Annotated in this window: 14 protein-coding genes; 9 read left to right on the top strand and 5 right to left on the bottom strand. The window is 68.9% G+C overall.

Translation table 11 applies throughout. The features are described 5' to 3' along the window. Positions 1–7: 7 nt before the first annotated feature. Together EV646_RS40255 and EV646_RS26665 are read left to right on the top strand one after the other, a co-directional pair. Positions 8–490, top strand: coding sequence for a hypothetical protein (locus tag EV646_RS40255; RefSeq protein ID WP_241996342.1), 483 nt, complete (start codon positions 8–10; stop codon positions 488–490). A 423-nt stretch (positions 491–913) separates the two neighbouring features. Further along, a complete protein-coding gene (locus EV646_RS26665; protein WP_132153276.1) occupies positions 914–1,360 on the top strand; it encodes a class F sortase in 447 nt (148 codons plus the stop codon). A gap of 4 nt (positions 1,361–1,364) precedes the next feature. Here the strand turns inward: EV646_RS26665 and EV646_RS26660 are convergent, their stop codons facing one another. From EV646_RS26660 to EV646_RS26645, 4 genes are all read right to left on the bottom strand, one after another. Continuing rightward, complete coding sequence (locus EV646_RS26660; protein WP_132153273.1) at positions 1,365–2,567, bottom strand: RNA polymerase sigma factor; 1,203 nt, start codon at positions 2,565–2,567, stop codon at positions 1,365–1,367. A gap of 5 nt (positions 2,568–2,572) precedes the next feature. Next, positions 2,573–2,989 (bottom strand): YciI family protein, encoded by a 417-nt coding sequence (locus EV646_RS26655; RefSeq protein ID WP_132153271.1) that lies wholly within the window; start codon positions 2,987–2,989, stop codon positions 2,573–2,575. Positions 2,990–3,106: 117 nt separating this feature from the next. Then, on the bottom strand, positions 3,107–3,565 hold the full coding sequence (locus tag EV646_RS26650) for a DUF3515 domain-containing protein (RefSeq protein ID WP_132153269.1): 459 nt from the start codon (positions 3,563–3,565) through the stop codon (positions 3,107–3,109). Positions 3,566–3,593: 28 nt separating this feature from the next. After that, positions 3,594–3,830 carry an Lrp/AsnC family transcriptional regulator gene (locus EV646_RS26645; protein WP_184806149.1) on the bottom strand — a complete coding sequence of 79 codons (237 nt, stop codon included), beginning with the start codon at positions 3,828–3,830 and terminating at the stop codon, positions 3,594–3,596. A 139-nt stretch (positions 3,831–3,969) separates the two neighbouring features. On the opposite strand from EV646_RS26645, the gene EV646_RS26640 reads away from it, so the two are divergent. The 3 genes from EV646_RS26640 to EV646_RS26630 are packed head-to-tail and all read left to right on the top strand — an operon-like array spanning position 3,970 to position 6,327. Further along, positions 3,970–4,932, top strand: a complete 963-nt coding sequence (locus EV646_RS26640) for a thiamine-phosphate kinase (protein ID WP_132153267.1) — start codon at positions 3,970–3,972, stop codon at positions 4,930–4,932. 1 nt (position 4,933) lies between these two features. After that, positions 4,934–5,722 (top strand): bifunctional hydroxymethylpyrimidine kinase/phosphomethylpyrimidine kinase, encoded by a 789-nt coding sequence (thiD, locus tag EV646_RS26635; RefSeq protein ID WP_132153265.1) that lies wholly within the window; start codon positions 4,934–4,936, stop codon positions 5,720–5,722. After that, positions 5,719–6,327 (top strand): DinB family protein, encoded by a 609-nt coding sequence (locus EV646_RS26630; protein ID WP_132153263.1) that lies wholly within the window; start codon positions 5,719–5,721, stop codon positions 6,325–6,327. Before thiD ends, EV646_RS26630 begins: the two co-directional genes overlap by 4 nt. Here EV646_RS26630 and EV646_RS26625 read toward each other — a convergent pair. Next, the gene (locus EV646_RS26625) at positions 6,299–7,450 is read right to left on the bottom strand and encodes an ROK family transcriptional regulator (protein WP_132153261.1); all 1,152 of its coding nucleotides are present in this window, start codon (positions 7,448–7,450) and stop codon (positions 6,299–6,301) included. The genes EV646_RS26630 and EV646_RS26625 overlap by 29 nt on opposite strands. A gap of 48 nt (positions 7,451–7,498) precedes the next feature. Between EV646_RS26625 and EV646_RS26620 the strand changes: the two genes are divergently transcribed. The 4 genes from EV646_RS26620 to EV646_RS26595 all read left to right on the top strand — a co-directional run. Next, positions 7,499–8,128 (top strand): HAD-IA family hydrolase, encoded by a 630-nt coding sequence (locus EV646_RS26620; RefSeq protein ID WP_132153259.1) that lies wholly within the window; start codon positions 7,499–7,501, stop codon positions 8,126–8,128. Then, on the top strand, positions 8,125–9,327 hold the full coding sequence (locus EV646_RS26615) for an MFS transporter (RefSeq protein WP_199237214.1): 1,203 nt from the start codon (positions 8,125–8,127) through the stop codon (positions 9,325–9,327). Before EV646_RS26620 ends, EV646_RS26615 begins: the two co-directional genes overlap by 4 nt. Positions 9,328–9,517: 190 nt before the next feature. Beyond that, on the top strand, positions 9,518–9,841 hold the full coding sequence (locus EV646_RS26605; RefSeq protein WP_132153257.1) for a hypothetical protein: 324 nt from the start codon (positions 9,518–9,520) through the stop codon (positions 9,839–9,841). Between the two features lie 616 nt (positions 9,842–10,457). Next, the coding region (locus EV646_RS26595) for a DUF222 domain-containing protein (RefSeq protein WP_132153255.1) at positions 10,458–11,707 on the top strand (1,250 nt) is incomplete at its 3' end.

Raw genomic sequence — 11,707 nt, 5'->3', positions numbered from 1 at the left:
AACCGTCGTGCAGCACCACGCCGCCGACCACGCCGCCGACCACGCCGCCGACGACGCCGCCAACGACGCCGCCTACGACGCCGCCTACGACGCCGCCTACGACGCCGCCGACCACGCCGCCTACGACGCCGCCTACGACGCCGCCTACGACGCCGCCGACCACGCCGCCTACGACGCCGCCTACGACGCCGCCGACGACGCCGCCTACGACGCCGCCTACGACGCCGCCTACGACGCCGCCTACGACGCCGCCGACCACGCCGCCTACGACGCCGCCTACGACGCCGCCAACGACGCCGCCTACGACGCCGCCGACCACGCCGCCTACGACGCCGCCTACGACGCCGCCAACGACGCCGCCGACCACGCCGCCAACGACGCCGCCTACGACGCCGCCAACGACGCCGCCGACCACACACCCAACGACGCCGCCGACTACACGGCCCACCTCACCGCCGACTTCTCGGCCGGTGCCGACGGTCACGCCTAGGCCGCCGCAGGTCACCGAGACCCCGGAAGGCCCTGTCGGAACAGGTGATGCGTCCGGCCCGTGGATCTTCCTCGTCGAGCCCCAGAGCACCTCATGGTTCGGCTGGATCGGGGCCGGCACTCCATGAGGACCGGCGCAGCGGTTCTGCTCCTCGCGACCGCCTTGGCCGTAACCGGGTGCACCAATGAGTCGGGCACGGGGCCGACTCAGCCCGGCCCCACTACGGCCGACGTCGCGCCCGAGGGAACCGCTGCGCCAACTACCACCGTGATCACACCCACACCAAGTGCGCCGAGCACACCGAGCGTGGGCACGCCGAAACGCACCACTGCAGTAGGCAAGCCCAGCCCGACGCTCCGCTCGGAGCCATCCGCCGAACCGTCTCGGCCACCCCCCGGCCAGGGACGCAGACAGCCGGTTTCGATGCGGAAGTCCACCCCGATCCGGGTCACGATCCCAGCGATCGGGGTGGATTCAGGCCTGATTCGTCTCGGCATCACACGAAAGGGCAGTCTGCAGGTGCCGCCGAACGGATTCCCGGCCGGCTGGTTCACCGGGGCCCCGACACCGGGCGAGACAGGCCCAGCCGTGATCGCCGGCCACGTCCGCTGGGCCGGCCGGGCGGGCGTCTTCGCCCGGCTGGCGTGGCTCGAGCCCGGCGACACGATCGTGGTGACCCGGCAGGACCGCACGACCGCGGTATTCCGGGTGAGCCGGGTCCAGCAGTATCCCAAGGCCAGCTTCCCCAGCGCCGCGGTGTACGGCGATATCGACCACGCCGGGCTGCGACTGATCACCTGCGGCGGGCTCGACTCCGTGTCGGCAAAGTACGAAGCCAATCTCGTGGTCTTCGCCGACCTGATCGTGTAGCCAGTCACAGTCGCCTCGCTCGGTCGTGGAGGTAGCGCTGCTGCGGCAGACTCGTCGTCCTGCGCGCCGCTTCCTCATAGGCGGCTCGGGCCCCGACCACATCCCCTGACATCTCCAGCAGATGGGCCCGAACCGCGAACATCCGATGATCGGTCGAGATCCGCTCGTCTGTGGAGGTCGTGGCGAGCAGCTTCAACCCTTCGTCCGCCCCACGAGCCATCGCCACCGCGACTACGTGGTTCAGCGCCACCATCGGATTGTCCGTCAGTTCCAGCAGCACCTCGTAGAGCGCGACGATCTGCGCCCAGTCGGTCTCCGCCGCGGACGGCGCCTCGTCGTGCACGGCTGCGATGGCCGCCTGCAACTGATAAGGCCCTACTGGACCGCGAGGCAACGCTTCGGTGATCAACTCGACTCCTTCCCGGATCAACTCGGGGATCCACAACGATCGATCCTGCTCGTCCATCGGCACCAACTCACCCAACGGACCCGTCCGCGCCGGACGGCGTGCATCCGTCAGCAACATCAACGCCAGCAACCCCGCGACCTCGCTGTCGTCCGGCAGCAACCGGTGCAGCATCCGCGCCAACCGGATGCCCTCGGCGGACAGTTCCACCCGCTGCAGGCTCGGTCCCGTCGTACTCGCGTAGCCCTCGTTGAAGATCAGGTAGACGACCTTCAAGACCGCGCCGAGCCGCTCGTCCCGGTCCGCCGGCAAAGCAAACCGCGCACCGCTGTCCTTCACACTCGCCTTCGCCCGGCTGATCCGCCGCGTCATCGTTGCCTCTGGCACCAGGAACGCCCGGGCGATCTCCGCGGTCGTCAGACCGCCGACCGCGCGCAACGTCAACGCGATCTGCGATGCCGGCGACAACGACGGATGGCAGCACATGAACAGCAGGATCAAGGTGTCGTCGGCGTCCGCGATCGGCTCAGCCGTCGCCGAAGCCCAGGCAGCCACCCGATCCTCACGCCGCTGACGAGCCTGCTCCCGCCGTAGCAGATCCGTCAGCCGGCGCGACGCCACCGTGATCAACCACGCCCGCGGACTGTCCGGCACACCTTCAGCCGGCCACTGCTGCGCCGCCGCGAGCAACGCCTCCTGCACGGCGTCCTCAGCCGTGTCGAAGTGCCCGTACCGCCGGACGAGTGCCCCGAGCACCTGCGGCGCCAGCTCACGCAGTAGGTGCTCGAGAGCAGCGGACATGGTGATCAGCCCAGCATGTCGTCGCGGCCTTCGACTACTGGCCGGACATCGGCGTACGCGGTCGCCCGGACGGACTCTGGCGCTGGCGTGTCGGCGAGCCGGGCCGCGATCTCGGTCGCCCGGTCGAACGACTCGCACTCGACGATCCAGTACCCGGCCAGCACTTCCTGAGTTTCGGCGTACGGCCCATCCGTCACCACCGAAGCGCCGTCCTTCGAGCCCAGACGCCTGGTCAGCACCGGCGCCGCGAGCCCGCGGGTCTCGACCAGCTCACCGGATTCGGCCAGATCGGCGTTGAACTTCTCCATGAACGCGCCCATCGCCGCGAAGTCCTCGGCCGTCCAGGCCGGTTTCTGAGTCTCCTTGCCCGCCATGCCGTCGTAGTCCTGCTGCGACGCGTAGGTCAGGATCATGTACTTCATCGGAATCTCCCGTCGTCCGGACACCACCGCGGTGTCTCTCGCCTGGTACGTCGCCCCCGCCGGATCGAACCGGACACCGCCGACGAACTTTTTGCTTTCGACTGGAGTATGCCGTCGTCACGTACAGGGCGTGACGAGTTTGTCGAACCTGTGGACAGCGTCCGAAACGTCTGTCAGCGCGTTCGCCTCGGGCGCGTATTTCGACGGGACCGCGACCTCGAAATAGACCTCGCGGCCGATGGTCGTGAAGATGACCCCGTTGCCGACCTCCTTGGCGAACCAGCCCACGCCGTTCACCTCGAAGCACTGCGACTGCGCCTGCGCCATCCCCGCCGGCGGGGCGACTCCACACGTCACCTCGATCGGCGGATCGCCGTACGCCGTGGTCAACGGACTCTCCGGCGACGTCTTGCGCCGCTTTGCGTCGAGCACCTTCTCCGGCAGCGCCTTCACCAACTGCGCGCAGGCAGCGACCACCTCAGGCGCTGGAGACGGTACGGCGACCGGCGCCGGGCCCGGACTGCACCCGGCCACGACCACTACGGAGCCGAGTGCGGCGAAGAGTACTTTGGGCATGCGGAAACGAGGCGGGACCCCGGATCGGTCAGATGTGGACGACGGGGCAGGTCAGGGTGCGGGTGATGCCGGGCACGTTCTGGACCCGGGCAACCACCAGTTTGCCCAGTTCGTCGACGTTGCGGGCTTCCGCGCGGACGATCACGTCGTACGGACCGGTGACGTCCTCGGCCAGGGTGACGCCCTGGACCTCGGCGATCTGTGCCGCGACATCGGCTGCCTTGCCGACCTCGGTCTGGATCAGGATGTAGGCCTGGACCACCACGTCGTTCTCCACTCAGTCGTCCTCAGCTGGGCTCCGGCCGTGACACTGCGGGGGTACTGCGAGACGGCCGGGCGTACTCTTCGTTGCCCGGTCACGGTACCGCCTAGACTCCCCGTGGGTACATGGGAGGTCTGTTGACGTGACAGAGACGTTGGGGAGCACCGGTGAGTTCGGCCTGATCGCGGCCGTGACCAAGGGGCTGTCCACAGCTGAGGACGTTCTGGTCGGACCGGGCGACGACGCGGCCGTGGTGGCGGTGCCGGACGGCCGGATGGTGATCACGACGGACCTGCTGGTGGAGGGCCGCCACTTCCGCCGGGACTGGTCGTCGGCGTACGACGTGGGCCGTAAGGCCGCCGCGCAGAACCTGGCCGACATCATGGCGATGGGTGCCCGGCCGACCTCTCTGGTGGTCGGGTTCGGCGCGCCCGCCGACCTGCCGACGGCGTGGGCGCTGGAGCTCAACCAGGGCCTGGTCGACGAGTGCGAGCTGGTCGAGGTGAGCATTGTCGGTGGCGACACCGTGCAGTCCGACAAGATCGTCGTCTCGGTGACCGCGTTCGGTTCGCTGGACGGCCGTCCGCCCGTACTGCGATCTGGCGCCCGGCCCGGTGACGAGGTCGCCGTGACCGGCCGGCTCGGCTGGGCGGAGGCGGGCTACATGGTGCTGTCTCGCGGCTTCCGCTCACCCCGGTCCGTCGTGGATGCGCACCGCCGGCCACAGCCGCCGTACGCCGAAGGTCCGCGTGCGGCGCTCGCAGGCGCCTCCTCGCTGTGCGACGTGAGCGATGGCCTGCTCGCCGACCTCGAGCACATCGCGGTCGCCAGTCAGGTGACGATCGACGTACACACGCAGGCGATGACCGTGCCCGAGCCACTGCAGGCTGTGGCGGCTGCGACCGGGGCGGACGCGCTGCAGTTGATCCTGACCGGTGGCGAGGACCACGCACTGGTCGGAACATTCGAGCCGGCCGACGTGCCCGAGGGCTGGACCGTGATCGGTTCGGTTGCGGAGGGCAACGAGGACCGGCCGGCCGGGACCGTGACGGTGGACGGCGCGCCGTACGCCTATGAGTCCGGCCATGCCCATTTCAGGAGTTGAGATGCTGCCCAGAGTGTTGACCGTCGCCGGATCCGACTCGGGAGGCGGAGCCGGCATCCAGGCGGATCTGAAGGCGATGCTGGCCAACGGCGTACACGGGATGAGCGTGCTGACCGCGATCACAGCCCAGAACAGCCTCGGCGTCCAGGGCGCGTGGGAGTTGCCGGAGGAGCAGGTCCGGGCGCAGTTCCGCAGCGTGGTGGACGACATCGGTGTAGACGCGGTCAAGACCGGCATGCTGGCCTCCGCGTCGATGGTCCGGGTCGTGGCCTCGCTGCTGCGGACGCTGCCGCCGTCAGTGCCGGTAGTGGTCGACCCGGTGTCGGTGTCCAAGCACGGTGACGCTCTGCTCGCTGCCGACGCAATGGACGCCGTACGGTCGGAGATCGTGCCGCTGGCAACAGTCCTGACACCGAACCTGACCGAGCTGGGTCCGGTCTCCGGCGTGGACGACCGCGAACTGGCCGCAGAGGTTTTGCTGGAGGCCGGTGCCAAGTGGGTGCTCGTCAAGGGCGGCCACGACGACGGACCGGTCGCGGTGGACGTGTTGCACGGTCCCGGCGTACGACGGGAGTACAGCGCACCACGGCACGACAACAGCCACACCCACGGCACCGGATGCACCTTGGCCAGTGCCATCGCGTCGTACCTGGCCCGTGGGTACGACGTACCTGCCGCGGTGGGCGCGGCCAAGGAGTACGTGACTGGGGCGATCGCGGCCGGGTTCGCACTCGGCGGTGGCATCGGCCCGGTCGATCACGCCTGGCGATTCAGAGGGAGTAGCAGTTGACCAAGCAGCAGCCACCGGTGGACGGGCGCTGTGACGAGTGCGGGTTCGACTACGACACGGGTGACTTGCAGGGCACTGTGACCACGCTGATCCGGCAGGCTGCGGACTGCAGTATGGCGCTGACCAAGGCCGCGGCTGGTCCCGACCCGGACGTCGTACGGCTGCGGCCGGAGCCTGAGGTGTGGTCGGCGATCGAATACGCGTGCCACGTGCGCGACGTACTGGAGACCCAGCGGGCGCGGATCGCGCAGTGTCTAGCCGAGGACCGGCCTGTCTACGCGCCGATGGACCGAACTGGGCGGGTGAAGCAGCTCAAGTACGAGGACCAGGACCCGATGGAGGTCGCGGCCGCGCTCATGCGGTTCGCACGGGAGTTCGGTGCCGCTGCCCGGGTGCTCACACCGCCTCAGCTGGGCAAGCTGGGCCTCTACAACTACCCGGTGCGAGCGCCGCGCACGCTGGGCTGGATCATCCGGCACACGGCTCACGAGATCCAGCACCACCGCCACGACATCATCACGATCCTGGCTCGGGTCGAACCGCCGATTGTGCCCAAGCCCAAGCCGGACGAGGCGGCTACGGACGATCCGCCCAGCCAGCTATGAACGGCTCGGCGGTGAGGTAGTCGAGGGCCAGCGCTGCCGCACCGCGCAGCGGACCGTCGGGCTGGTGCGCAGCGGGGAGCACTGGCGGGGGAGAGGCGCGATGGAAGTTCATCAGGCCGGCTAGGTACGCCTGCTCGAAGGTGGACTCCGCTGCAGCGCGGAGTGGTATCGCCAGGCCGCCCAGCGTCACCACGTCGGGGTCGTGCGCGTTGACGAGGCCGGCGATGCCTGCGGCGAGTGCGGCGACCACTCTGGCGACAGCGCGCGCGGCTGCGCGGTCTGTGCGCTGAAGGACCGCCTCGGTGTAGCCGTACGGGTCCTTCGGGGCCGGCTCCTTCAGATGGCGTGCCAGCGCCCGCCCATCGATCTCCAGGTCCCAGCACCCTCTGGCGCCACAAGGGCATGGCCGACTGCGGTCGCCGAACGGCACGTGCCCGTACTCGCCACCAGCTCCTGAGGCGCCCTGCGCCGGTACGCCGTCGATGAGCAAGGTGCCGCCGATACCCACCTCGACGATGAGGTGCAACGCCGTACCAGCCCCTGCGGCAGCTCCCGTGCGAGCTTCTGCCACACCACTGAGCGTTGCGTCGTTCCCGGCAAGCAGTGGGAGGTCTGTGATCGTCTCGAGGTCCAGCTCCGCCCAGTCCAGTGTCGGAGCCTGCATCAGACGGTTGTCACGGATGGTGCCTGGTGCTGCGAGGCCCACCACCTGCAGGCGCTCGCCGTACTGCTGCTGTGTGTCCTTGACGACTCTCTGCAGGTTGCCAAGTACCACCTGCGGCCGTCGGCTCCGGTGCCGCTTGGACTGCTGATCCAGGAACGATCCATCGAGCGAAACCACGGCACTGCGCCAACTGCCCTGCCGCAGGTCGAGTGCCAGGGCCACCGGACCCTGCGGATGCGCCCGCAGCACAGTGGTCGGCCGCCCACGTCCCTGGCTGGGCGCGGGCGCCTCAGTGAGGAGGTGTACGTCGCGCAGCCGAGCAGTGATCTCAGTCGCCGAACCGGTGCTCAGCCGCAGCTCCCGCGCCACCGCCGCGCGGGTGATCCCAGGCTGGCGGCTCACCCGCGCCAGTACGTCGGCTGCCGTCTGCCACTGGCCGCGGCGTACCCCTGTCGTCATGGCATCGTTCTACCTTATGCTCGGAGAGCGAGTTTATTTGGAGGGGTGATGAGGCACATCCGGGCCGTCCTGTTCGACATGGACGGCACTTTGGTCGACTCCGACGCCGCAGTCGAGCGCGCGTGGACGATCTGGTCGCATGAGTACGGCGTGGACCCTGCCGACGTACTCGCGATCGCTCACGGCAGTCCGGCCGAGTCAACGGTCGACCGTCTTCGCCCCGACCTCTCCGCTGAAGAGCGAGCCGCCGCCGCGGTCCGCCAGCTGGAACTCCAGTACGACGACCTGTCCGACGTCGTGGCCACGCGTGGCGCGGTAGAGCTGTTGAGCACCCTGCGACTGCCGTGGGCGGTCGTCACCAGTGCGGACAACCGGCTGGCAAAGGTACGCCTCGCAGTAGCCGGCATCGAACCACCTGTCCTCGTCACGGTCGAAGACATCACTCGTGGCAAGCCCGACCCCGAGGGGTACCTGCGTGCCGCAGAGCTGCTCGGCGTACCGCCGCAGCACTGCCTGGTCGTGGAAGACGCTGAGGTCGGCTTGGCCGCCGGCCGCGCAGCTGGAGCCGTCACAGCGGGTCTGAAGGGGCTGCAGGCGGACATCCAGCTGACTGACCTCCACCAGCTCGCTGAGCTGCTCTCAGCCGACACCGGGTCTACCGACTTGTCAGCGGGATGACCGGCCGGACGGACCAGCTCCGGATCGGAGTCGGCCTCTCGTCGATGGGCTTCCTGCTGACCGGGCTTGGCGCGTGCATTGCGATGCTCGCACGGGACCTGAACGAGCCCACCGGCAAACTCGCCCTACTCTCGTCCGCCTTCGCCGTCGGGCTGATCGTCATCGCGGTTGTCGGCCCCAGACTGCTGCAGTCGTGGCCGCTCACGACCGCCCTGCGCATCGGCTCCCTCATCTGTGCCGTCGGCGCTGTTCTGCTTGCTCTCGCGCCCACGTACGGCGTAGCGGTCGCAGGCGGGCTGTGTATCGGGCTGGGTGGCGCACTGCTCGTTCTGGTCGCTCCACTCGTACTGCGTGGGCCGACTGCAGCTGCCCGGCTGAGTCGCGTCAACGCTGTTGCCAGCGCTGTGGGCATCCTTGCGCCTATTGCGATCGGTGCAGTCGACTCCTTCGGTCCCACCGGCCGTCTGGCGCTGCTGGCCGCCGTACCGCCGCTTGTCGCTCTCGCCGTCGTGAAGGGCAAGGCGGGCGCTGAGCCCCTGCGCGGGGAGCCGTCACCGACCAAGGCTGCGGCTGTGACCATCGCGCTGGGGTGGCTGCGGGTGGTACTGGCGGTTGGGGTCGAGTTCTGCTTCGTCGTCTGGGCGGTTGCCCGGTTGGTGGCCGCAGGGTTGCCGATGGCAACGGCCGCGCTCCTGGGTAGTGCGTTCCCGATCGGGATGGCGGTTGGACGCGCGATCGGTCCGATCCACTGGCGCGGCTGGTCGCCGGTCGTGCCCGCCGGTCTGCTCGCGATCATCGGCACGCTACTCGTCAGCCTCTTCGACGCACCCGCCGCTGTGACGATCGGCCTGGTGACAGCCGGCGTCGGAGTCGCGCCGCTCTACCCGGTCACGTTGGCCGCACTGGTCGCCACTCCCGGCCTCAATCCGACCCGACTGGCAGCGATCGGCGCCCTCGCATCCGGCACAGCAATCCTCCTGACACCCGCAGCCCTAGCCGCCCTGGCCCGCGTCGCCGACCTCCGCACCGCCTACCTGATCACCATCCCCCTGATCACCCTCCTGATCACCCTCAGCCGCCGCCACCGCCCCGCCGACCGATCCACCCGCCGCCACAACCTCCACACCCGCCGCGCCCCCGCCGACCGCGCCCACCGCCCTCTCGACGAACTCGCTCCCCAGGCACCCCAGAACGACTGACCCCACCGACCACCGCCAGCAGCCAAGCCGGCGCCGCCGCAGCCAAGTCCAGCGCCGCTAGGCCGTGTTGCTAAAGGGAGTTGGTGAGCCGGGCGCACTCCATCTCGCTGCGTAAACTGTTGGCTCGTATTGCTGTCCGTGACGTCAACGCGCGTACTGACGGTTACCCGTTCGATCCAAGGACTGAGCTGTGCCTGACCGACCTGAGATTGTGTGCATCTGCGGCTCTACCCGGTTCGTGGACGAGATGCGCGCGGCGAACCGCGACTTGACCTTTGCAGGCGTCATCGTCGTCGCGCCAGGCGTCTTCCTGCGCGCCGAGGATCACGAAGCAAACGAGTTCATCACCAACGAGCAGAAGACCGCGTTGGGCGCCCTCCACCTGCGCAAGATCGACCTGGCTGACCGCGTTCTCGTCGTCAACCCCGGCGGGTATATCGGCGAGTCCACGAGCAGGGAGATCGCATACGCCCGCGCCACCGGCAAGCCGATCTCGTTCACCGATCCCGTCTGACCAGTCGACGCTTCGTGGTGCGCGCGGGCAGTGAGTCTCGGTCAGTCACCTGGCGCGTTGCTAGAGGGTCTTTGATGTCCTCGGGCGCAGCCTTGTGCTCGTGTCGCGTGACGTGGTCTCGGATAAGGCGTGGGCGGTGATCGGGCCGCTGTTCCCGGCGCCGAAGGCAACAGGCCGCCCTCCCTGTGGACCGGCGCACGGGAGCGCGGTGTGGCCGCGACGATCCCGGAACGTGACGACCAGACCGCCCACCGCCGCAAGCGGCCCGGGAGGCCGATCGACTTCGGTGACGAGCAGCGTGAGCGCTACCGGGGCCGCAACGTCGTAGAGCCGTGCTTCAACAGGCTGAAAATGTGGCGTGGGCTCGCAATGCGATCAGACAAGACTGCCCGAAACAACCACGCGGGCAGTGCCTCGCAGCCACACTCCACTGGGTCCAGACCTTTAGCCACACGGCCTAGCAGCCGACGCCCTCGCCCGCCAAGTCGCGCGGCTCTCCGCGCTCATGCATACCCGGTTTCTGAGTAAGGAGAGTGTGACGTTTCGCCTTGTGGATAAGGGATTCTGGTCATCTTCCGGTTTGTCTCGCGGTGAGCTGTGGCGTAAGATCGAACACATGTTCGATGGAGACCTGACCTCGTTGCCGACCCCGGAGTTGCTGGAGTCGGCCGCCGAGCACCGCGCCGAGGAGAACCGGCGCGCCGCTCGGCTGATCGAACATGCCCAGATCTTCGCCGACCGCCATCACCCCGACGTCTGCGCGCAGCGGCCGGGCCGCCGGTCCAGTGATGGCCGCGAACGAGCCGTGGTGCTGGGCGGTGAGGGTTGCCCGGAGATCGCCGAGTTCGCGCCGGCCGAGTTCGGCGTGATGATCGGCGTCTCGGCAGGTGCCGCCGCGCACTACATCGGCCAGGCGCTGGCGTTGCGACACCGGCTCCCGTTCACCTGGGCTCGGGTCCAAGCGGGCGAGGCGACTCCGTGGAAGGCGCGCAAGATCGCCACCGCCTGCCTGGATTTGTCCGAAGAGGCCGCCAGAGCTGTTGACCGCCGCGTCGCCAAAATCGTGGACTCGCTCACCCCGGACCGGCTGGAGAAGATCGTCGAGGCCGCCAAGAAGCACGCCGACCCGGAGGGCGCCCGGAAGAATGCCGAGGAGAAGGCTCAGGAGCGCGGCGTGTACGTGAGTCGCTCGGACGAGCACGGCACCAAGAAGATCTTCATCCGCACGTCTTCTGGGAACGCGCTCCTCTTCAACGCCAAGATCGGCCGCATCGCCGCAGCGCTGAAGGACATCGGCGACACCAGAAACCTACAGCACCGCCGCTCGGAGGCGGTCGGCATCATCACCGACTCCCACTACACCGAAGAACTCCTCCGTCAAGCCCGCAACCAGCGCCTAACCAACCCGACCAACTCCGACCACCCCGTCCCCGAGCCCTCCAACCCCACCAACCAAACCGGCGCCCCCACCTCCACCACCCGAAAGCCCGCCGCACCGACCTCCCACCAAGCCAGTACGCCGCCCGCACCGCGCACCGCCCACGCGGATAGTGGGCCTCACCCGGCAGGTAAGTCGACCGCGGCGCGGAGCGCTGGGGAGGACGCCGGGGTGACCTCCAATCCGGCGGCCACGCCGACCGAGGTGCCGGGCCCTCACACGGATGCTGCGTCGACCTCCCACCACGACGTAGCGACCTCCCGCGCCGGTAGGCCGAGCGAGGCGCGGGGTGCTGGCGAGGATGCTGGGTCGGTCTCTGACCACGACGTACCGACCTCCCGCGCCGGTAGGCCGAGCGAGGCGCGGGGTGCTGGCGAGGATGCTGGGTCGGTCTCTGACCACGACGTACCGACCTCCCGCGCCGGTAG

Origin of the sequence: Kribbella antiqua (genome assembly GCF_004345665.1) — a bacterium.
GTDB lineage: Bacteria > Actinomycetota > Actinomycetes > Propionibacteriales > Kribbellaceae > Kribbella > Kribbella antiqua.
This window is presented reverse-complemented; position numbering and strand designations above follow the sequence as displayed.

Bases quoted from the DNA above. Each gene is read 5' to 3' on its own strand.
- EV646_RS26665 (WP_132153276.1), top strand. From the start codon at position 914: ATGCGGAAGTCCACCCCGATCCGGGTCACGATCCCAGCGATCGGGGTG.
- EV646_RS26660 (WP_132153273.1), bottom strand. From the start codon at position 2,567: ATGTCCGCTGCTCTCGAGCACCTACTGCGTGAGCTGGCGCCGCAGGTG.
- EV646_RS26655 (WP_132153271.1), bottom strand. From the start codon at position 2,989: ATGAAGTACATGATCCTGACCTACGCGTCGCAGCAGGACTACGACGGC.
- EV646_RS26650 (WP_132153269.1), bottom strand. From the start codon at position 3,565: ATGCCCAAAGTACTCTTCGCCGCACTCGGCTCCGTAGTGGTCGTGGCC.
- thiD (WP_132153265.1), top strand. From the start codon at position 4,934: ATGCTGCCCAGAGTGTTGACCGTCGCCGGATCCGACTCGGGAGGCGGA.
- EV646_RS26625 (WP_132153261.1), bottom strand. From the start codon at position 7,450: ATGACGACAGGGGTACGCCGCGGCCAGTGGCAGACGGCAGCCGACGTA.
- EV646_RS26620 (WP_132153259.1), top strand. From the start codon at position 7,499: ATGAGGCACATCCGGGCCGTCCTGTTCGACATGGACGGCACTTTGGTC.
- EV646_RS26615 (WP_199237214.1), top strand. From the start codon at position 8,125: ATGACCGGCCGGACGGACCAGCTCCGGATCGGAGTCGGCCTCTCGTCG.